At 50.9% G+C, this 21,226-nt stretch carries 22 protein-coding genes; 11 read left to right on the forward strand and 11 right to left on the reverse strand.

Annotated features, from left to right (window positions below):
* Positions 1-116: 116 nt before the first annotated feature.
* Positions 117-701: an aminoacyl-tRNA hydrolase gene (pth, locus tag HUZ68_RS09975; protein ID WP_000152933.1), complete on the reverse strand. Its 585-nt coding sequence runs from the start codon at positions 699-701 to the stop codon at positions 117-119.
* Between the two features lie 277 nt (positions 702-978).
* On the opposite strand from pth, the gene ychH reads away from it, so the two are divergent.
* The gene (gene ychH, locus HUZ68_RS09980; protein WP_000823885.1) at positions 979-1,257 is read left to right on the forward strand and encodes a stress-induced protein YchH; all 279 of its coding nucleotides are present in this window, start codon (positions 979-981) and stop codon (positions 1,255-1,257) included.
* Between the two features lie 54 nt (positions 1,258-1,311).
* On the opposite strand, the gene dauA is transcribed toward ychH, so the two are convergent.
* From dauA to lolB, 4 genes are all read right to left on the reverse strand, one after another.
* Positions 1,312-2,964: a C4-dicarboxylic acid transporter DauA gene (dauA, locus tag HUZ68_RS09985; protein WP_001300632.1), complete on the reverse strand. Its 1,653-nt coding sequence runs from the start codon at positions 2,962-2,964 to the stop codon at positions 1,312-1,314.
* A gap of 151 nt (positions 2,965-3,115) precedes the next feature.
* Positions 3,116-4,063 (reverse strand): ribose-phosphate diphosphokinase, encoded by a 948-nt coding sequence (gene prs, locus HUZ68_RS09990; RefSeq protein WP_001298109.1) that lies wholly within the window; start codon positions 4,061-4,063, stop codon positions 3,116-3,118.
* 150 nt (positions 4,064-4,213) lie between these two features.
* The gene (gene ispE, locus HUZ68_RS09995; RefSeq protein ID WP_033815768.1) at positions 4,214-5,065 is read right to left on the reverse strand and encodes a 4-(cytidine 5'-diphospho)-2-C-methyl-D-erythritol kinase; all 852 of its coding nucleotides are present in this window, start codon (positions 5,063-5,065) and stop codon (positions 4,214-4,216) included.
* Positions 5,065-5,688 carry a lipoprotein insertase outer membrane protein LolB gene (gene lolB / locus HUZ68_RS10000; protein ID WP_001130692.1) on the reverse strand — a complete coding sequence of 208 codons (624 nt, stop codon included), beginning with the start codon at positions 5,686-5,688 and terminating at the stop codon, positions 5,065-5,067. Before lolB ends, ispE begins: the two co-directional genes overlap by 1 nt.
* 213 nt (positions 5,689-5,901) lie before the next feature.
* Between lolB and hemA the strand changes: the two genes are divergently transcribed.
* The 6 genes from hemA to kdsA are packed head-to-tail and all read left to right on the forward strand — an operon-like array spanning position 5,902 to position 11,207.
* Positions 5,902-7,158: a glutamyl-tRNA reductase gene (gene hemA / locus HUZ68_RS10005; protein WP_000173196.1), complete on the forward strand. Its 1,257-nt coding sequence runs from the start codon at positions 5,902-5,904 to the stop codon at positions 7,156-7,158.
* 41 nt (positions 7,159-7,199) lie between these two features.
* Positions 7,200-8,282, forward strand: a complete 1,083-nt coding sequence (prfA, locus tag HUZ68_RS10010) for a peptide chain release factor 1 (protein WP_000804726.1) — start codon at positions 7,200-7,202, stop codon at positions 8,280-8,282.
* Positions 8,282-9,115, forward strand: a complete 834-nt coding sequence (prmC, locus tag HUZ68_RS10015; RefSeq protein WP_000456467.1) for a peptide chain release factor N(5)-glutamine methyltransferase — start codon at positions 8,282-8,284, stop codon at positions 9,113-9,115. The genes prfA and prmC overlap by 1 nt, the downstream gene beginning before the upstream one ends.
* Positions 9,112-9,504: an invasion regulator SirB2 gene (sirB2, locus tag HUZ68_RS10020; protein ID WP_000200378.1), complete on the forward strand. Its 393-nt coding sequence runs from the start codon at positions 9,112-9,114 to the stop codon at positions 9,502-9,504. The genes prmC and sirB2 overlap by 4 nt, the downstream gene beginning before the upstream one ends.
* 3 nt (positions 9,505-9,507) lie before the next feature.
* The gene (gene sirB1, locus HUZ68_RS10025; RefSeq protein WP_001257044.1) at positions 9,508-10,317 is read left to right on the forward strand and encodes an invasion regulator SirB1; all 810 of its coding nucleotides are present in this window, start codon (positions 9,508-9,510) and stop codon (positions 10,315-10,317) included.
* A gap of 35 nt (positions 10,318-10,352) precedes the next feature.
* Positions 10,353-11,207, forward strand: a complete 855-nt coding sequence (kdsA, locus tag HUZ68_RS10030) for a 3-deoxy-8-phosphooctulonate synthase (RefSeq protein ID WP_000811065.1) — start codon at positions 10,353-10,355, stop codon at positions 11,205-11,207.
* A gap of 147 nt (positions 11,208-11,354) precedes the next feature.
* Here kdsA and HUZ68_RS10035 read toward each other — a convergent pair whose 3' ends face one another.
* The 3 genes from HUZ68_RS10035 to chaA all read right to left on the reverse strand — a co-directional run bounded on the left by HUZ68_RS10035 (position 11,355) and on the right by chaA (position 13,503).
* A complete protein-coding gene (locus tag HUZ68_RS10035) occupies positions 11,355-11,462 on the reverse strand; it encodes a type I toxin-antitoxin system toxin Ldr family protein (RefSeq protein ID WP_000170954.1) in 108 nt (35 codons plus the stop codon).
* Positions 11,463-11,890: 428 nt separating this feature from the next.
* The gene (locus HUZ68_RS10040) at positions 11,891-11,998 is read right to left on the reverse strand and encodes a type I toxin-antitoxin system toxin Ldr family protein (RefSeq protein ID WP_000170963.1); all 108 of its coding nucleotides are present in this window, start codon (positions 11,996-11,998) and stop codon (positions 11,891-11,893) included.
* 404 nt (positions 11,999-12,402) lie between these two features.
* Complete coding sequence (gene chaA / locus HUZ68_RS10045; protein ID WP_001301956.1) at positions 12,403-13,503, reverse strand: sodium-potassium/proton antiporter ChaA; 1,101 nt, start codon at positions 13,501-13,503, stop codon at positions 12,403-12,405.
* A 269-nt stretch (positions 13,504-13,772) separates the two neighbouring features.
* Here chaA and chaB point away from each other — a divergent pair, with 269 nt between their 5' ends.
* The gene (chaB, locus tag HUZ68_RS10050) at positions 13,773-14,003 is read left to right on the forward strand and encodes a putative cation transport regulator ChaB (protein WP_001146444.1); all 231 of its coding nucleotides are present in this window, start codon (positions 13,773-13,775) and stop codon (positions 14,001-14,003) included.
* 157 nt (positions 14,004-14,160) lie between these two features.
* Entirely contained in the window at positions 14,161-14,856 is a 696-nt protein-coding gene (gene chaC / locus HUZ68_RS10055) for a glutathione-specific gamma-glutamylcyclotransferase (protein WP_000632706.1), read from the forward strand.
* A gap of 43 nt (positions 14,857-14,899) precedes the next feature.
* Here chaC and ychN read toward each other — a convergent pair whose 3' ends face one another.
* Positions 14,900-15,253: a DsrE/F sulfur relay family protein YchN gene (ychN, locus tag HUZ68_RS10060; protein WP_001169669.1), complete on the reverse strand. Its 354-nt coding sequence runs from the start codon at positions 15,251-15,253 to the stop codon at positions 14,900-14,902.
* 185 nt (positions 15,254-15,438) lie between these two features.
* Here ychN and ychO point away from each other — a divergent pair, with 185 nt between their 5' ends.
* Positions 15,439-16,833 carry an inverse autotransporter invasin YchO gene (ychO, locus tag HUZ68_RS10065; protein WP_077896690.1) on the forward strand — a complete coding sequence of 465 codons (1,395 nt, stop codon included), beginning with the start codon at positions 15,439-15,441 and terminating at the stop codon, positions 16,831-16,833.
* On the opposite strand, the gene narL is transcribed toward ychO, so the two are convergent.
* Positions 16,834-17,484: a two-component system response regulator NarL gene (gene narL / locus HUZ68_RS10070; RefSeq protein ID WP_000070491.1), complete on the reverse strand. Its 651-nt coding sequence runs from the start codon at positions 17,482-17,484 to the stop codon at positions 16,834-16,836.
* Positions 17,477-19,273, reverse strand: coding sequence for a nitrate/nitrite two-component system sensor histidine kinase NarX (gene narX, locus HUZ68_RS10075; RefSeq protein WP_000918073.1), 1,797 nt, complete (start codon positions 19,271-19,273; stop codon positions 17,477-17,479). Before narX ends, narL begins: the two co-directional genes overlap by 8 nt.
* Positions 19,274-19,611: 338 nt before the next feature.
* On the opposite strand from narX, the gene narK reads away from it, so the two are divergent.
* Positions 19,612-21,003: a nitrate transporter NarK gene (narK, locus tag HUZ68_RS10080; protein WP_000019827.1), complete on the forward strand. Its 1,392-nt coding sequence runs from the start codon at positions 19,612-19,614 to the stop codon at positions 21,001-21,003.
* Positions 21,004-21,226: the final 223 nt, after the last annotated feature.

The raw sequence follows: 21,226 nt of genomic DNA on the forward strand, positions 1-21,226 counted from the left end.
GATTTAAATCACCTTAATATCTTAATAATCAACCTGTTATTGCTAACAGATTGCAGAAATGGAAATAACTTTGCCTATTATACACGGCACTCGGCAAAAATGCCGCAGACAACGACTTATTGCGCTTTAAAGGCGTGCAATCGGTTCGTTGCTTTGGTCAAGCCATCTGTAAACCACATTTCAGTACAACGCGCCGCTTCGTCGATGGCTTCATCAATTAACTTCTGTTCACTAACAGGCGGTTTGCCTAACACAAAACCAACAACTTTATTTTTATCGCCCGGATGACCGATTCCGATGCGTAAACGGTGAAAGTTAGGGTTATTACCCAATTTACTGATGATGTCTTTCAGTCCATTGTGACCACCATGGCCACCGCCCAACTTAAATTTGGCGACGCCAGGAGGCAGATCCAGTTCGTCGTGGGCCACCAGAATTTCGTCCGGATTAATGCGGAAAAAACTGGCCATCGCCGCAACGGCTTTGCCGCTGAGATTCATAAATGTAGTCGGGACTAACAGGCGGACATCTTCGCCTCCAAGGGTGACTCGCGAAGTATAACCAAAGAATTTAGCCTCTTCGCGCAGCGGAGCGCGCAAACGCTCTGCCAGTAAGTCAACGAACCAGGCACCAGCATTATGTCGCGTTGCGGCGTATTCAGCACCGGGGTTCGCCAGGCCGACAATCAATTTAATCGTCACGTTTTTTTGTCCTGAGTGTGTACATAACTGGCGCGTAGTTTACTGGTTGCGGCCCCGCTTGACAAAAAACTGCGTATCAAATGCAGATAACGTAATAATTGCCTGAGTGGACTATTAGAAAGTCAGGGTGTTCAGGCGTTTATTTGTAAAGTTTTGTTGAAATAAGGGTTGTAATTGTGATCACGCCCGCACATAACCCACAGGGTGTTGTCTATACTTTACACATAAGGAAGAGGGGTATTCCCTGTTACAACCCAGAAAGTTCCGGAGGTGACATATGAAACGCAAAAACGCTTCGTTACTCGGTAACGTGCTCATGGGGTTGGGTCTGGTGGTAATGGTGGTCGGCGTGGGGTATTCAATCCTCAACCAGTTACCACAGTTTAATATGCCCCAGTATTTCGCACATGGTGCAGTGCTAAGTATTTTCGTCGGTGCCATTCTCTGGCTGGCGGGTGCCCGTGTTGGCGGGCATGAACAGGTGTGCGACCGTTACTGGTGGGTTCGCCACTATGACAAACGTTGCCGCCGTAGCGATAATCGCCGTCATAGCTAACAAATAATGCAGTTTGCTGACCAGTCAGTTTGCGCTGACTGGTCAATCTCGTACTTATAAATCCGCCATCGCCGCGCGACGATTCGGGAAGAACGCGAGGCGTCCCGGGATCGGTTGAATGCCTGCGCGAGCCATAGTGCGCAGTGGCTGGAATTCCACGTTGCACACGCGCAGTTCACATCCTTCGGGCAGACGCTTCACAAAACGCTGGAACGCATCAAGACCACCAGCATCAAGTACCGGAACGGCATCCCACTTCAGAATCACAATCCGTTTGCCTTCAAGACGTGACTCCAGGTCCGTGAATAAGCCTTCAGCAGCAGCAAAAAACAGCGGGCCAATAACGCGCAGTACCAGGACATCGTCTGGAACATCTACGACTACCGGTGCCAGGCGAGTCATACGTGCGATACGACGCATAAACAGCAGCGATGCCAGCACGATCCCCACGCTGATGGCAATAACCATATCAAACAGCACGGTTAGCGACATGCACAGCAGCATGACAATGATGTCATCTTTCGGTGCATGACGCAGCAAGTCGACCACTTTATGCGCTTCACTCATGTTCCACGCCACCATCAACAGCAGGGCTGCCATAGCGGAAAGCGGCAGCCAGGAGAGCAGCGGTGCCAGTACCAGCAGGGCAAGAATAACCAGAATAGAGTGGATCACCGCCGAGATAGGGGAAGTTGCCCCGGCACGGACGTTAGCGGCAGAACGCGCGATGGCAGCTGTAGCGGTAATACCACCAAAGAACGGAGCGATGATATTCCCCAGTCCCTGTCCAACCAGTTCGCTATTCGCCTTGTGTTTCGTCCCGGTCATACCATCCAGCACCACGGCGCAGAGCAGAGATTCGATTGCGCCGAGCATTGCCATTGAGAATGCCGCAGGCAGCAGTGTGCGAATAGAATCCCAGGTTAGCGTGAATTCTGAATTAGGCAGATCCCACGGCAGCACCAGTTGCGGCAGCAGTTGCGGAATACCGTTACCCTGAGAACCATCGGCCAGGACGTAGTGGAATTGCGAACCGATGGTAGCAACATGTCCGCCGAGCAGGTTAACAATCCCCATCACCGCGCAACCAGCCAGCAAGGCCGGAAGGTGACCGGGTAAACGAATGCCCAGACGCGGCCAGAAAACAAGAATACCTAGCGTCACAATGCCAATGGCAGCATCACCCACATTAATGGTCGGCAGCGCCATAAATAATGCGCCGACTTTTTGTAGATAATGTTCCGGGACATGGGCCATTTGCAGACCGAGAAAATCTTTAATCTGCATGGTACCGATGGTGATCCCGATACCCGAGGTGAAACCTAAGGTGACGGAAACCGGAATATACTCAATCAGGCGACCAAAGCGTGCCAGACCCATCAGAATCAAAAAGATCCCCGACAGCAAGGTCGCAACCAGCAGTCCTGCCAGTCCAAACTGTTGCGACACGGGATAGAGAATTACCACAAATGCCGCAGTCGGACCGGAAACGCTAAAGCGTGACCCACCCGTCAGAGCAATGACAATCCCCGCAACAGCTGCGGTATATAAACCGTACTGGGGTGCCACACCACTACCAATAGCCAACGCCATCGCCAGCGGGATAGCAATAATCCCGACGGTTATCCCGGCAATCAGGTCACGGGTAAACCGTGCGGCAGTATATTTTTCTTTCCAGCAAGCGTCGATCAGAGCGCGGAAAGGCATCACATGTGAGGAAAATATTTTGTTCACAATAATGTTTCATCCGTGAGCGCATCATCTGTCAACTAAATGGCAGGTGAAGGAGGCATAGGTCATACAAATGGATATTACAGACAAAAAAACCCGCCGCAGCGGGTCTTTGAGCCGGGTTCGATTAGTGTTCGAACATGGCAGAGATCGATTCTTCGTTGCTGATACGACGAATCGCTTCGGCCAGCATACCTGACAGGGTCAGAGTACGCACGTTCGGCAGTGATTTGATTTCATCGCTCAGCGGAATGGTATCGCAGACAACGACTTCATCAATTACAGAGTTACGCAGGTTGTTCGCCGCGTTGCCAGAGAAGATCGGGTGAGTCGCGTACGCAAATACACGTTTAGCACCACGTTCTTTCAGAGCTTCAGCAGCTTTACACAGCGTACCGCCAGTGTCGATCATATCATCGACCAGTACGCAGTCACGACCTGCAACGTCACCGATGATATGCATCACCTGGGAAACGTTCGCACGCGGACGACGTTTGTCGATGATTGCCATATCGGTATCGTTCAGCAGCTTAGCGATAGCGCGGGCACGCACAACGCCGCCGATGTCCGGAGAAACCACAATTGGGTTATCCAGATTCAGCTGCAGCATGTCTTCCAGCAGGATCGGGCTACCAAATACGTTATCAACCGGAACGTCGAAGAAACCCTGAATCTGTTCAGCGTGCAGATCCACTGTCAGCACACGGTCAACACCGACGCTGGAGAGGAAGTCTGCAACCACTTTCGCAGTGATTGGTACACGAGCGGAACGGACGCGACGGTCCTGGCGCGCATAGCCAAAGTAGGGGATAACAGCGGTGATACGACCTGCGGAAGCACGACGCAGGGCATCAACCATAACGACTAATTCCATCAGGTTGTCGTTAGTAGGGGCACAAGTGGACTGGATGATGAAAATATCACCACCGCGTACATTTTCATTAATTTGTACGCTGACTTCGCCATCGCTAAAGCGACCTACAGCGGCGTCGCCGAGTGAAGTGTACAGGCGGTTGGCAATACGTTGTGCTAGTTCCGGGGTGGCGTTACCAGCAAAAAGCTTCATATCAGGCACGAGAAGAACCTCAGGCATGCGTCCATTGGTGGAAAGAATCTGCCGAAAACTGTGCGGGCCAGGCATGATCCTTTCCAGGCGGTGTATTAAAGAGCGCGATGCAACGTCTGGAACAAGGTGACGTTGTCACCGAAACTCAGCTTGCCCGGCTTAAAGCATGGCTCTGTGCAATGGGGAAAGATTAGCGCCTTTCGCCACAAAGCCATTGAGCCATTCCGGGGCTTGCTCTAGCACCTGGCGGGCTTCAGACTCTGTATCAAATTCAGCAAAGACACAGGCCCCTGTCCCAGTCAGGCGCGACGGGGCGTATTCTAACAGCCAGGAAAGCACCGCATCAACCTCGCGAAAACGTTTTCTTGCGATAACCTCGCAATCATTGCTGAATTCACATTTTAGCAACGTTTCTATTGACCTTTTTGGCGTATTGCGCGGGAGTTCAGGATCTTTAAAAATCACCGGAGTCGGAATACTTACACCAGGGTGCGCCACCAGATACCACTTCTCTGGCGGATCCACCGGCGTTAGTATTTCACCAACGCCTTCGGCAAACGCGGCATGCCCCCGAACAAAGACAGGAACATCTGCGCCCAGCGTCAGCCCCATTTCCGCCAGCTCATCCATGCTTAGCCCGCATTGCCAGAGATGATTTAACGCCACCAGAACCGTCGCGGCATTGGATGAACCACCGCCGAGACCGCCGCCCATCGGCAAACGCTTGTCAATGCTGATATTCGCACCGCTTCCCATCGGAAGACGCCCGCTGTCTGCCGTAGTTTTCATCAACAACCGCGCTGCGCGAACGATCAGGTTATCTTCATGTTCCACGCCTTCAACGGGCGTTAACAGACGAATATCCCCATCGTCACGAAGCTCAATGCTGATGGTGTCGCCGTAATCAAGAAACTGAAACAGCGTTTGCAGCGTGTGGTAACCATCCGCACGCTGACCGGTAATGTATAAAAACAGATTAAGTTTTGCCGGAGAGGGCCACTGTGTCCGCATTATTTCACTATCCAGTTATCCATTTTTAACTTGATGCGTTGACCACCGTCGGTGAGTTCCATATTGGCTGGCATCGCAGGTTGCGTTTTGGTGTCATAACCACCATAAACAACCTTCCAGTTTTTGCCATTCTGGCTGTAGGTAATTTCGCTCAGGCGGTACTGGTCGTCCAGTTTGTAGTCGGTTGCATCACCCGGTAAACCTAAAATCCACTGGCGCAAGCTGTTGAGCGGAATTGGCATTCCAGTCAATTTGCCAATCATCTCTTCGGCGTCATCGGCGGTATAACGCTGACCTTTATTGTCGACTAACTGCACGTTACCCGGTTGAGCATTCAGCTCCAGTTCCGTACTGCCCAATGGGTTAGTCAGCAGCAGACGGTAGCGATCCTGACCAGTTTGCTGCCAGAAGAAACGGGCGTACACTTTTTGTTGGTCAGAAATATAAGCGAACGCGCCGCGAGTCTGATACTGATTAAGATTGCGCACGTCTTGCTGATGCTGACGCCATTGTGGCGAATCCGGGCTTTTGCCAGGACCTTTGGGCGTGGTAACGGAACAGGCAGTGAGCACAAGAGCAGCCAGCGGTAGCAGGCGGATAAGACGAAAATCGGGCAGGGGCATAGTGATGACAAGTCCTTGAGATACGTTGCAGTTATAACCCTTAATGCTAGCGTCACCATTAGTCATCGTCTATGTTCAAGTTGTCTTAATTGTAGAAATCTAACGGGTTCGGGCAATTACTCCAAAAGGGGGCGCTCCCTTTTATTGATCTCGCGCATACGGTATGATGCGCCGAGACTAACCTTATCAACGTTGGTATTATTTCCCGCAGACATGACCCTTTTAGCGCTCGGTATTAACCATAAAACGGCACCTGTATCGCTGCGAGAACGTGTATCGTTTTCGCCGGACAAACTTGATCAGGCGCTGGACAGTCTGCTCGCACAGCCGATGGTGCAGGGCGGGGTGGTGCTGTCGACGTGTAACCGCACTGAGCTTTATCTTAGCGTCGAAGAGCAGGACAACTTGCAAGAGGCGTTAATCCGCTGGCTTTGCGATTATCACAATCTTAATGAAGAAGATCTGCGTAAAAGCCTCTACTGGCATCAGGATAACGACGCGGTTAGCCATTTAATGCGTGTTGCCAGCGGCCTGGATTCACTGGTTCTTGGGGAGCCGCAGATCCTCGGTCAGGTTAAAAAAGCGTTTGCCGATTCGCAAAAAGGCCATATGAAGGCCAGCGAACTGGAACGCATGTTCCAGAAATCTTTCTCTGTAGCGAAACGCGTTCGCACTGAAACAGATATCGGTGCCAGCGCTGTGTCTGTCGCTTTTGCGGCTTGTACGCTGGCGCGGCAGATCTTTGAATCGCTCTCTACGGTCACAGTGTTGCTGGTAGGCGCGGGCGAAACCATCGAGCTGGTAGCGCGTCATCTGCGCGAACATAAAGTACAGAAGATGATTATCGCCAACCGCACTCGCGAACGTGCCCAAATTCTGGCAGATGAAGTCGGCGCGGAAGTGATTGCCCTGAGTGATATCGACGAACGTCTGCGCGAAGCCGATATCATCATCAGTTCCACCGCCAGCCCGTTACCGATTATCGGGAAAGGCATGGTGGAGCGCGCATTAAAAAGCCGTCGCAACCAACCAATGCTGTTGGTGGATATTGCCGTTCCGCGCGATGTTGAGCCGGAAGTTGGCAAACTGGCGAATGCTTATCTTTATAGCGTTGATGATCTGCAAAGCATCATTTCACACAACCTGGCGCAACGTAAAGCCGCAGCGGTTGAGGCGGAAACTATTGTCGCTCAGGAAACCAGCGAATTTATGGCGTGGCTGCGAGCACAAAGCGCCAGCGAAACCATTCGCGAGTATCGCAGCCAGGCAGAGCACGTTCGCGATGAGTTAACCGCCAAAGCGTTAGCGGCCCTTGAGCAGGGCGGCGACGCGCAAGCCATTATGCAGGATCTGGCATGGAAACTGACTAACCGCTTGATCCATGCGCCAACGAAATCACTTCAACAGGCCGCCCGTGACGGGGATAACGAACGCCTGAATATTCTGCGCGACAGCCTCGGGCTGGAGTAGCAGTACATCATTTTCTTTTTTTACAGGGTGCATTTACGCCTATGAAGCCTTCTATCGTTGCCAAACTGGAAGCCCTGCATGAACGCCATGAAGAAGTTCAGGCGTTGCTGGGTGACGCGCAAACTATCGCCGACCAGGAACGTTTTCGCGCATTATCACGCGAATATGCGCAGTTAAGTGATGTTTCGCGCTGTTTTACCGACTGGCAACAGGTTCAGGAAGATATCGAAACCGCACAGATGATGCTCGATGATCCTGAAATGCGTGAGATGGCGCAGGATGAACTGCGCGAAGCTAAAGAAAAAAGCGAGCAACTGGAACAGCAATTACAGGTTCTGTTACTGCCAAAAGATCCTGATGACGAACGTAACGCCTTCCTCGAAGTCCGAGCCGGAACCGGCGGCGACGAAGCGGCGCTGTTCGCGGGCGATCTGTTCCGTATGTACAGCCGTTATGCCGAAGCCCGCCGCTGGCGGGTAGAAATCATGAGCGCCAGCGAGGGTGAACATGGTGGTTATAAAGAGATCATCGCCAAAATTAGCGGTGATGGTGTATATGGTCGTTTGAAATTCGAATCTGGCGGTCATCGCGTGCAGCGTGTTCCTGCTACGGAATCGCAGGGTCGTATTCATACTTCTGCTTGTACCGTTGCGGTAATGCCAGAACTGCCTGACGCAGAACTGCCGGACATCAACCCAGCAGATTTACGCATTGATACTTTCCGCTCGTCAGGGGCGGGTGGTCAGCACGTTAACACCACCGATTCGGCAATTCGTATTACTCACTTGCCGACCGGGATTGTTGTTGAATGTCAGGACGAACGTTCACAACATAAAAACAAAGCTAAAGCACTTTCTGTACTCGGTGCTCGCATCCACGCTGCTGAAATGGCAAAACGGCAACAGGCCGAAGCGTCTACCCGTCGTAACCTGCTGGGGAGTGGCGATCGCAGCGACCGTAACCGTACTTACAATTTCCCGCAGGGGCGCGTTACCGATCACCGCATCAACCTGACGCTCTACCGCCTGGATGAAGTGATGGAAGGTAAGCTGGATATGCTGATTGAACCGATTATCCAGGAACATCAGGCCGACCAACTGGCGGCGTTGTCCGAGCAGGAATAATGGAATATCAACACTGGTTACGTGAAGCAATAAGCCAACTTCAGGCGAGCGAAAGCCCGCGGCGTGATGCTGAAATCCTGCTGGAGCATGTTACCGGCAGAGGGCGTACTTTTATTCTCGCCTTTGGTGAAACGCAGCTGACTGACGAACAATGTCAGCAACTTGATGCGCTACTGACACGTCGTCGCGATGGTGAACCCATTGCTCATTTAACCGGGGTGCGAGAATTCTGGTCGTTGCCGTTATTTGTTTCGCCAGCGACCTTAATTCCGCGCCCGGATACGGAGTGTCTGGTGGAGCAGGCACTGGCGCGGTTGCCTGAACAACCTTGCCGTATTCTCGATCTCGGGACGGGTACCGGGGCGATTGCGCTTGCGCTGGCTAGCGAGCGCCCGGACTGCGAAATTATCGCTGTAGATCGTATGCCTGATGCTGTCTCCCTGGCACAACGTAATGCCCAGCATCTGGCGATCAAAAATATCCACATTCTGCAAAGTGACTGGTTTAGCGCGCTAGCCGGGCAGCAGTTTGCGATGATTGTCAGCAATCCGCCGTATATTGACGAGCAGGACCCACATCTTCAACAAGGCGATGTCCGCTTTGAGCCGCTCACTGCGCTGGTTGCGGCAGACAGTGGAATGGCAGACATCGTGCATATCATCGAACAGTCGCGTAACGCGCTGGTATCCGGCGGCTTTCTGCTTCTGGAACATGGCTGGCAGCAGGGCGAAGCGGTGCGACAGGCATTTATCCTCGCGGGGTATCATGACGTCGAAACCTGCCGTGACTATGGTGATAACGAGCGCGTAACGCTCGGCCGCTATTATCAATGACAAGTTTTTCTACACTGCTTAGTGTTCATCTTATTAGTATCGCGCTTTCTGTTGGGCTATTAACCTTACGTTTCTGGCTACGTTATCAGAAGCATCCACAGGCATTTGCTCGCTGGACGCGCATTGTGCCGCCGGTTGTCGATACGGTGTTATTGTTAAGCGGCATTGCGTTGATGGCTAAAGCGCACATCCTGCCATTTTCCGGGCAGGCACAGTGGCTGACTGAAAAGCTGTTTGGAGTTATCATTTATATCGTTTTGGGTTTTATTGCACTCGATTATCGTCGTATGCACAGTCAGCAGGCGCGCATTATTGCCTTCCCGCTGGCGTTGGTGGTGCTGTACATCATCATTAAACTCGCCACCACAAAAGTACCGTTACTGGGGTAAGTCATGAGATCGTTAGCTGATTTCGAATTTAATAAAGCGCCATTGTGCGAAGGCATGATCCTGGCTTGCGAAGCAATCCGCCGCGATTTTCCCTCGCAAGATGTTTACGACGAACTGGAGCGTCTCGTTAGTCTGGCGAAGGAAGAAATCAGCCAGCTTCTGCCTTTAGAAGAGCAGCTGGAAAAACTGATCGCGCTGTTTTACGGCGACTGGGGATTTAAAGCCTCACGCGGCGTTTATCGTCTTTCCGATGCATTATGGCTGGACCAGGTGTTAAAGAATCGACAGGGCAGTGCGGTATCATTAGGTGCGGTTTTATTATGGGTCGCGAATCGTCTAGATTTGCCGCTGCTGCCGGTGATTTTCCCTACGCAGCTGATATTGCGCATTGAATGTCCGGATGGCGAAATTTGGCTGATTAATCCTTTTAACGGTGAATCGTTAAGCGAACATATGCTGGACGTATGGTTAAAGGGAAATATCAGCCCGTCGGCGGAACTGTTTTATGAAGACCTTGATGAAGCTGATAACATTGAGGTAATCCGCAAATTGCTGGATACACTCAAAGCCTCGTTGATGGAAGAAAATCAGATGGAGCTGGCGTTACGCACCAGCGAAGCTTTATTACAATTCAACCCTGAAGATCCCTATGAAATTCGCGATCGCGGGTTGATTTATGCGCAACTGGATTGCGAACACGTTGCGTTGAACGATTTAAGTTATTTCGTTGAACAATGTCCGGAAGACCCGATCAGCGAAATGATCCGTGCGCAAATAAATAACATCGCGCATAAACATATTGTGCTGCATTAATTAATCGACATTTTACTCAAGATTAAGGCGATCCTATGAAACAAAAAGTGGTTAGCATTGGCGACATCAACGTAGCAAATGACCTGCCGTTCGTACTGTTTGGCGGTATGAACGTGCTGGAATCTCGCGATCTGGCGATGCGCATTTGCGAGCACTACGTAACCGTGACCCAGAAACTGGGTATCCCTTACGTGTTCAAAGCCTCTTTTGACAAAGCCAACCGCTCCTCCATCCACTCTTATCGTGGACCGGGCCTGGAAGAAGGGATGAAAATCTTCCAGGAGTTGAAGCAGACTTTTGGCGTGAAAATTATCACCGACGTTCACGAACCAAGTCAGGCACAGCCCGTTGCTGATGTCGTGGATGTGATTCAGTTGCCGGCGTTTCTTGCTCGCCAGACTGACCTGGTTGAAGCCATGGCGAAAACCGGTGCGGTAATTAACGTCAAGAAACCACAGTTTGTCAGCCCGGGACAGATGGGTAATATCGTTGATAAATTCAAAGAAGGCGGCAACGAAAAAGTGATTCTTTGCGATCGTGGTGCTAACTTCGGCTATGACAACCTGGTTGTCGATATGCTGGGCTTCAGCATTATGAAGAAAGTGTCTGGTAACTCGCCGGTGATTTTCGACGTGACCCACGCATTGCAATGCCGCGATCCTTTTGGCGCAGCTTCCGGCGGTCGTCGTGCTCAGGTGGCTGAGCTGGCACGAGCCGGTATGGCGGTAGGTCTGGCGGGGCTGTTTATTGAAGCGCATCCGGATCCGGAACATGCGAAATGTGATGGTCCATCCGCGCTGCCGCTGGCTAAACTGGAACCGTTCCTCAAGCAGATGAAAGCGATTGATGATCTGGTGAAAGGTTTCGAAGAACTGGATACCAGCAAGTAATCTTTTTTGCTTGAAAAATAAAGTCTTAGCGTTCTGCGTTAAGACTTTTTTCATGGGTGCCGGATACAAAAAAGGCCGCAGGCTGTTACCCTGCGGCCGGTTTCGGGCGCATATTGCCATCACGGCAGCCTGACGCCCGTTTTCGCCTTACTTCCGGTTACGCCACCAGCCGACAATCGCTGCGGTAATAATTCCCGCCAGGATCGGTGCTGCCAGGTCGTGCCAGAAAATCATGGCAAACTGCGCGAGCGTCATATAGCCGCCTTGTTGTAATGACAACATTTTGCGGCTATTCTTGAATTGTTGATGGTTCAAGATTAGCCCCCGTTCTGTTGTCAGGTTTTACCTCTCAACGTGCGGGGGTTTTCTCTTTCCAGCAACCAATGCCACCAGGGATAAAGCCCCCGCAACATTGCGCCTCACCGGATAACGCCGGCTTGGTGTGGATACTACGACTCAATTCATCTTCACTTCATCCCTGAAATGTTTGCAATGAAGAGTGCATTCCGGTTTTTCAACAGCTGTTACAGTCGTTTCATGAGTGCTCTGGATGATGCTTCCAGCTCGGGTTGCCAATATTTACTTGTGGAAGTGATAAAGACAAAAATGGCCGCAGGCTGTTACCCCTGCGGCCGGTTTCGGGCGCATATTGCCATCACGGCAGCCTGACGCCCGTTTTCACCTTACTTCCGGTTACGCCACCAGCCGACAATCGCTGCGGTAATAATTCCCGCCAGGATCGGTGCCGCCAGGTCGTGCCAGAAAGTCATGGCAAACTGCGCGAGCGTCATATAGCCGCCTTGTTGTAATGACAACATTTTGCGGCTATTCTTGAAGTGTCTGGTTTCAAGATTAGCCCCCGTTTTGTTGTCAGGTTTTACCTCTCAACGTGCGGGGGTTTTCTCTTTCCAGCAACCAATGCCACCAGGGATAAAGCCCCCGCAACATTGCGCCTCACCGGATAACGCCGGCTTGGTGTGGATACTACGTCTCAATTCATCTTCACTTCATCCCTGAAATGTTTGCAATAAAGAGTACATTCCGGCTTTTCAACAGCTGTTGCAGTGGTTTCGTGCAGGTTGTGGTACAGGCTCGCAATTCTGATTAACGACCTGTCCAGGTAGTATGAAGAAATACAATAAGCAGGAATTTATATTATCTCCCCCGATTTCCGTCATCGGAGGAGATATAACTGTCAGGCAAATATCGTCATCAAATAGGCGGCAAACAGTGCCAGATGCGCTGCGCCATTGAGCACGTTAGTACGTCCGGTGGAGAAGGAGATATGGCACAGCACTAAAGAGGCCACCATCACCACCATTTCTGGCGCACCAAGTGCAAACTGCAATTCGTTACCCGTCATAAATGCAATTAGCGTGACGACAGGTACGGTAAGCGAAATTGTTGCTAACACTGAACCAAAGAACAGATTCATCGCGCGCTGGACCTGGTTGTTCAACACTGCTTTTAATGCACCTAAACCTTCCGGCGACAGAATCAACAGTGCCACCAGGAAGCCAGTAAAGGCGACAGGGGCATTCATGCTGTCGAGCAAAGTCTCCAGCGGGCTGGCGTTCATTTTGGTGACTGCAATAACGGCAATCAGGTGGATAATCAACCAGATAGCATGCCACAGGCTGCTATGGGCAGACGGTTTACCGTGGTGCGGGTCGTCGTCATCACTGTCATCTTCGTGCTCGTAGACAAACAAACTTTGATGCGTTTTGGTCTGGATCAGCAAAAATACGCCATACATTGCCGCAGAAATTAATGCTACCAGTAACGCCTGACCGGTTGAAAAATTCGCCGCAGGCAGAGCCATTGGAAATACCAGTACGATTATCGCTAGGGGGAACAGCGCAATTAAATACTGCTTAATACCAAACAGATTCATATATTGGGTGGCAAACTTACGACCGCCCAACAATAATGAAAAGCCGACCAGCCCACCGGTAACAATCATAATGATCGAATAGAGCGTATCACGCATTAGCGTTGGCGCGGCGTCGCCGGTTGCCATTAAAGCTGAAATCAAACTAACTTCAAGAATAACCACTGAAAGGCTAAGAATAAGCGAACCGTAAGGTTCTCCCAGGCGATGGGCTAATACGTCCGCATGACGGACAACACTAAAGGCGCTACTTAAAATACCAATAAGCGCAAGAAGATTGATGGCAATGACCACTGGTAGTGTCTGGCTGCTTCCCCACAGGAACAGCACTACCAGCGCCAGAACCGGGAAAATAAGCGAAGTCTCCTTGTGGCGGGTTTTTACCGCCTCTTGAGCATTTGACATTATGGTTATCCCTTTGCAGATGAATTTATCGAAAATGTAAAAAATAGGTAGGAAAAATAACAGAAAGTGTCTGGATATCGGTAACATTTTACGAATTTTTACCCCATTGTCGATTTTTTACTCATTGGGGCATAAAAATAAGTAATACGTTTAGACAATGTTTGTTTTAGCGTTTCTTAAGAACAGTCTGACATGAAAATTCTTATGTTTTGGCAAGAGTAGATATTGTTGACCACACTTAATGTTCAACTTTGTAAAAGGAGTCAACGATGCCGTATAAAACGAAAAGCGACCTGCCGGAAAGCGTAAAGCACGTTCTACCGTCTCATGCCCAGGATATCTATAAAGAAGCGTTCAACAGCGCATGGGATCAATATAAAGATAAAGAAGATCGGCGTGATGACGCCAGTCGCGAAGAAACCGCGCATAAAGTGGCCTGGGCTGCTGTGAAGCATGAATATGCCAAAGGGGATGATGATAAATGGCATAAAAAATCGTAAAACCGGTAGCTTAGTTAAAGCTATTCGTGCGGTGTTGCCTTGCAAGTGGTCCGTGGATTGCATATTGTCCCGTTAGTGGTTTCAAAATGAGCAGTAAAAATGTCCGGAAGACACCAAAAAGTTGTCGCAGGGAAGTATGCAGTGGCGGAGGTGTAAGGTGATAACGCGTGATTTCTTGATGAATGCCGATTGTAAAACGGCATTTGGTGCCATTGAAGAATCACTCTTATGGTCAGCAGAACAACGGGCGGCTTCGCTGGCGGCGACGCTGGCTTGTCGACCTGATGAGGGACCGGTGTGGATCTTCGGTTATGGATCGTTGATGTGGAATCCGGCACTGGAGTTTACCGAGTCGTGCACCGGTACACTGGTTGGATGGCATCGCGCATTTTGCCTGCGCCTGACCGCTGGGCGCGGGACTGCGCACCAGCCGGGACGGATGCTTGCACTGAAAGAGGGCGGACGCACCACAGGCGTCGCCTATCGACTGCCAGAAGAGACGCTGGAGCAGGAACTAACCCTGTTGTGGAAGCGCGAGATGATTACCGGCTGTTATCTGCCAACCTGGTGTCAGCTTGATCTTGATGATGGACGCACAGTAAACGCCATTGTGTTTATTATGGACCCGCGACATCCAGAATATGAATCTGACACTCGCGCTCAGGTCATCGCGCCGTTGATTGCGGCGGCGAGCGGTCCGCTGGGAACCAACGCACAATACCTGTTTTCACTGGAACAGGAGCTTATCAAACTGGGAATGCAGGACGATGGGCTGAATGAATTGCTGGTATCGGTAAAAAAACTGCTGGCGGAGAATTATCCGGATGGTGTGTTGCGGCCGGGATTCGCCTGAGTAAACTTCCCTCATCGTGGGGCGTCAGACGCCCCCTCAAACATTAAAATGTGAGCACTTTATCGGCTGACAGCGTCCATTGCGCCAGTTCCACAAGAGTACCGATTTCCACCCCATCAATCAGAGGAAGTGTACTAATCCCGCGCCCGTCGGTACAGGTTTTGCACAATTTCACCGGTACATTCTGAGCGGTAAGGATCTCCAGCATTTGCTGTATGTTGTAGCCTTCCCCTGGTTTTTGCCCGCGCAACCCGGCTGTGACCGCATCAGACATCAGGAACAGACGCAGATCCAGATTGCTCTCCTGCTCTCGTAACGCAATGGCCAGCCGCAAGCTGTTAAACAAGGATTCGCTCCCGTAAGGTGCGCCATTGGCAACGATCACGATTTTTTGCATTATTTACTCCTGTATTCAGGGAATTAGACACTCATCTTCTATCTTACTGCTTCTGCAGCGTCTGACCAATCGGTCACATTTTTAAGGATTTTCCTGAAAGCGCGAGAAAATACGACAAAAGTTGCCAGTAATCGTTATTCTTTAAGGCTATGGTTTTTCATTTTTTACCGGAAGTTACCGACGTTTTGAGCCGTTTCGTTCCTCGCATTATTCCGTTTTATTTACTCTTGCTGGCGGCAGGCGGTACAGCTAACGCACAATCTACCTTCGAGCAAAAAGCGGCAAATCCCTTTGATAATAACAATGATGGTCTGCCGGATTTAGGCATGGCACCTGAAAATCATGATGGGGAAAAACACTTTGCTGAAATTGTGAAAGATTTCGGCGAAACCAGTATGAATGATAACGGGCTGGATACTGGCGAGCAGGCAAAAGCTTTCGCATTGGGAAAAGTCCGCGACGCGCTTAGTCAACAGGTTAATCAGCACGTAGAGTCCTGGCTATCACCGTGGGGAAATGCCAGTGTTGACGTCAAAGTGGATAACGAAGGACATTTCACCGGCAGTCGTGGAAGCTGGTTTGTGCCGTTACAAGATAATGATCGTTATCTCACCTGGAGCCAGCTTGGTCTTACTCAGCAGGATGATGGGTTGGTGAGCAATGTGGGCGTTGGGCAACGCTGGGCGCGCGGCAACTGGCTGGTGGGTTATAACACTTTTTATGACAACTTGCTGGACGAAAATCTTCAGCGAGCGGGCTTTGGTGCCGAAGCGTGGGGCGAATATTTGCGACTATCGGCAAACTTTTATCAGCCGTTTGCTGCATGGCATGAACAGACAGCCACGCAGGAACAACGGATGGCGCGCGGGTACGACCTGACAGCCCGGATGCGCATGCCGTTCTATCAACACCTCAATACCAGTGTCAGCGTAGAACAGTATTTTGGTGATCGTGTTGATTTGTTTAACTCTGGTACGGGTTATCACAATCCCGTCGCGTTGAGTCTGGGATTAAATTACACCCCTGTGCCATTAGTCACTGTGACGGCCCAGCATAAACAGGGTGAAAGTGGCGAGAATCAAAATAATCTCGGGCTGAATCTTAATTACCGCTTTGGTGTACCGCTCAAAAAACAACTTTCTGCGGGCGAGGTTGCCGAAAGTCAGTCGTTACGTGGTAGTCGCTATGATAATCCGCAGCGAAATAATCTACCGACTCTTGAGTACCGACAGCGAAAAACGTTAACGGTGTTTCTGGCGACACCGCCGTGGGATCTAAAACCTGGCGAAACAGTGCCGCTGAAATTACAAATCCGCAGTCGTTACGGTATTCGGCAACTGATTTGGCAGGGCGATACGCAGATATTAAGTTTGACGCCGGGCGCACAAGCCAACAGCGCGGAGGGCTGGACGCTGATCATGCCTGACTGGCAGAACGGGGAAGGGGCGAGCAATCACTGGCGATTGTCGGTGGTGGTGGAAGATAACCAGGGGCAGCGTGTCTCCTCCAATGAGATCACGCTAACGCTTGTCGAACCGTTCGACACATTGTCAAACGACGAACTGCGCTGGGAACCGTAATCAGAAAATGCGCTCCTGATGCACCCATACCGCTGCTTCCACGCGAGACTTGAGCTTCATTTTCTTCAGCATGTGCTTGACGTGCACTTTTACTGTGCTTTCGGTGATGTCCAGGCGGCGGGCAATCATCTTGTTCGGCAAACCCTGGGCAATCAGCTTGAGAATATCGCGCTCGCGTGGGGTTAACTGGTTAACATCGCGCTCAGTCGTGGCACGGTTAGCGCGCAAGCTGGCGGCCAGAACAGGCGTTAATGCTTCGCTTAATACCATTTCGCCAGCAGCTGCCTGATGCAATGCTTTCAGCAGATCTTCCGGTTCCATATCTTTTAACAGATAGCCATCCGCGCCGCGTTTCAGTGCGGTGACCACATCTTCTTCATGGTTAGAGACACTGAATACCACAATGCGCCCTGAGAGGGACTTTTCGCGCAGTTTATCCAGCGTTTCCAGACCGTTCATGCCGGGCATATTGAGATCTAACAGGATCAGATCGGGATCAAGAGATTCCGCCAGTTCAATACCCTGTTCGCCATTACTCGCTTCGCCAACCACGGTGATATCTGGTGCCATACTGATAAGCTGTTTTACGCCAGTTCGCAGCATCGGGTGATCGTCAATCAGCAGGATAGTAGCCGGTTCCTGATTACTCATGGGTATCTCCTTGGACGTCTGTGAAAGTTTTTTCGGGAATAAAGGTGACCACCACTTCGGTGCCACCTGATTCACGACGGCGGACGCGGCAATCGCCTCGTAAACTTTGCGCACGGTCGCGCATTATTATCATGCCGTAGTGATTGCTGCGGATGGCATTTTCAGGCACGCCGCAGCCGTTATCCTGGACGGTCAGTTTGACCTGATTATCGTTTTGCGCCACCGTCACCACGACCTCACTCGCTTGCGAATGTTTGAGGGCGTTACTTAATGCCTCACGGGCAATTTGCAACAAGTGGATTGCCTGATGCGAAGGCACCAGACGAGGCGGCAATTGATAATCCAGCTTCACCGGGAAGCCAAATTTGGCGCTGTACTCTTCGCAACTCGCCTCCAGCGCCGGACGTAATCCAGGCTCGGTGAGCTGCAAGCGGAATGTGGTGAGCAATTCACGCAACTGCGCCCAGGATGCATTCAGTTCGTTACGGATCTGACTTAACAGTTCGCGGCTGCTTTCTGGCAGCGCATCGCCCTGCATCTGTAAACAACTCACCTGCATCTTCATGCAAGAGAGAGATTGGGCAATAGAATCATGCAGTTCGCGCGCAATGGTGGCACGCTCTTCCATCACGATCAACTGTTGCTGACGTTCCTGATGGCGATCCAGCGCCAGCGTGGCGGTGAGTTGTTCAACCAGGGTATCCACCAGTTGTTGTTGATCATGGCTAAGATGACGCCCCTGCGGCAGGGTCGCCAGCAAAATACCGTACTGCGTATGAGAGTCAGCCAGCCGCCACTTCAGGGTCGTGCCGCGATCACCAACGGGTAATACGCCGCGCGGGCAGAGCTGGCAGCCTTTATCATCACAAGTCATATCTGGCTGGCAGGTAAACTCCTGATGATTCTCTTCATCATCAGTGTCATACACCCGCAGTTCGATATCACGTAGCAGGGTTAAATTCTGTAAGCCGTTGAGTACAGGTGACAGGCGTTCACACAGCGGGGCGCGGGAATGCAAACGGCGGTTAGCCTGCCATAAAAAAGAGAGGATCTGATTTTTATGCTCCAGCCCGGCGGTTTTCTCCTGAACCCGCTGCTCAAGTACGGCATAACTTTCGGCCAGTTCTGCAGACATATTGTTCAACGCAGTTCCAAGCATCGCCATTTCGTTGCGCCCGCTGATGTTTGCGCGTTGGGTAAAATCGCGATGGCTGACGGCACTCGCCATTGCCAGCAGTTGCCGCCACGGTTGTAGCAGTCGCGCCCGCAACCAGATAATAGTGAACACCAGTAAAAGTGCCATAAATACCGCCATTACCCGATGGACCAGTACCACTGTCTCAATGCGCATTTCCGTGGTGCGGTCAAAACCAGATACCAGCTGATCAAGCCCGGCAACAAACTGGCTGACATCCGCTGACACCGTTTCTCGGTTTTGTGCACGCATCAGCGCAGGGATCAGTTCATTACGCCAGTAATCTTGTAAACCCTGTAATTGCGCCAGTTGTCCGTCTCGTTCTGCTGCTCGAGTCAACTCGGCGCTAAATGCCGTTTGTTCCATCTCTTTAATTAAGGGTTTGTCTTTCTCGCTTAATGGCACTGCCGCCAACAGACGGTAACTTTGCATGCGCAGCGATCCCGCTTTGTTGATCGCATGGGCGCTGCCCTGAACGCCTTGCACCAGCCAGCCAGAAACCGCCATCCCTGCCAGTCCAATAGCAGTAGAAAGCAACACAATAAGCGCAACCTGATTAACCAGGGTGAGCGGAGAGAGACAACGTTTAAGCATGTAAACCTCTTCCTTCAGGCTTTAAATGAGCAATAACCTTAATGAATGTGACGATGCATTCTGGAATGGCAGTATTCTCGGCTATTGGCTGAAGTATACCCATACCCGGAAAGAGTTACTCCTTATTTGCCGTGTGGTTAGTCGCTTTACATCGGTAAGGGTAGGGATTTTACAGCACCGTGAAAAATCTCATAATTTTTATGAAATCACTGTACTCACTATGGGTAATGATAAATATCAATGATAGATAAAGTTATCTTATCGTTTGATTTACATCAAATTGCCTTTAGCTACAGACACTAAGGTGGCAGACATCGAAACGAGTATCAGAGGTGTCTATGAGTCACTCATCCGCCCCCGAAAGGGCTACTGGAGCTGTCATTACAGATTGGCGACCGGAAGATCCTGCGTTCTGGCAACAACGCGGTCAACGTATTGCCAGCCGCAACCTGTGGATTTCCGTTCCCTGTCTGCTGCTGGCGTTTTGCGTATGGATGTTGTTCAGCGCTGTTGCGGTGAACTTACCGAAAGTCGGTTTTAATTTTACGACCGATCAGCTATTTATGTTGACTGCGCTGCCTTCGGTTTCTGGCGCGTTATTACGTGTTCCATACTCCTTTATGGTTCCTATCTTCGGTGGTCGTCGCTGGACGGCGTTCAGCACCGGTATTCTGATTATTCCTTGTGTCTGGCTGGGTTTTGCCGTGCAGGATACCTCCACGCCTTATAGCGTCTTCATCATCATCTCTCTGCTGTGCGGCTTTGCTGGCGCGAACTTCGCTTCCAGTATGGCAAACATCAGCTTCTTCTTTCCGAAACAGAAGCAGGGTGGCGCGCTGGGTCTGAATGGTGGTCTGGGCAACATGGGCGTCAGCGTCATGCAGTTGGTTGCTCCGCTGGTGGTATCACTGTCGATTTTCGCAGTATTTGGTAGCCAGGGCGTCAAACAGCCGGATGGGACTGAGCTGTATCTGGCGAATGCGTCCTGGATATGGGTGCCGTTCCTTGCCATCTTCACCATTGCGGCGTGGTTTGGCATGAACGATCTTGCTACCTCGAAAGCCTCCATCAAGGAGCAGTTGCCGGTACTCAAACGGGGTCATCTGTGGATTATGAGCCTGCTGTATCTGGCAACCTTCGGCTCCTTTATCGGCTTCTCCGCGGGCTTTGCGATGCTGTCAAAAACGCAGTTCCCGGATGTTCAGATTCTGCAATACGCTTTCTTCGGGCCGTTTATTGGTGCGCTGGCGCGTTCTGCAGGTGGTGCATTATCTGACCGTCTGGGCGGAACTCGTGTCACGCTGGTGAACTTTATTCTGATGGCGATTTTCAGCGGCCTGCTGTTCCTGACCTTACCGACTGACGGGCAGGGCGGAAGCTTCATGGCGTTCTTCGCGGTCTTCCTGGCGCTGTTCCTGACAGCTGGGCTGGGTAGTGGTTCCACTTTCCAGATGATTTCCGTGATCTTCCGTAAACTGACAATGGATCGCGTGAAAGCAGAAGGGGGTTCTGACGAACGTGCGATGCGTGAAGCGGCAACCGACACGGCGGCGGCGTTGGGTTTCATCTCTGCGATTGGCGCGATTGGTGGCTTCTTTATCCCGAAAGCGTTTGGTAGCTCGCTGGCATTAACGGGTTCGCCAGTCGGCGCAATGAAGGTATTTTTGATTTTCTATATCGCCTGCGTAGTGATTACCTGGGCGGTATATGGTCGGCATTCTAAAAAATAAATCTTAATATTTGATTATCCTTTGCGCGGCATGATGTCGCGCTTTTTTTATGCGTCATTTAGTTACAACATACTAATGTTATATGGTTTATTTCGCCGGATTTCATTAAGAGCCATTAATATGTTACCCATGGGGAATACTCCTTAATACCCATTTGCATAAAAATCTTAATAGTTTAAATAACTACAGGTATAAAACGTCTTAATTTACAGCATGTTATGCT

This window comes from Shigella dysenteriae, assembly GCF_022354085.1.
Taxonomy (GTDB): domain Bacteria; phylum Pseudomonadota; class Gammaproteobacteria; order Enterobacterales; family Enterobacteriaceae; genus Escherichia; species Escherichia coli.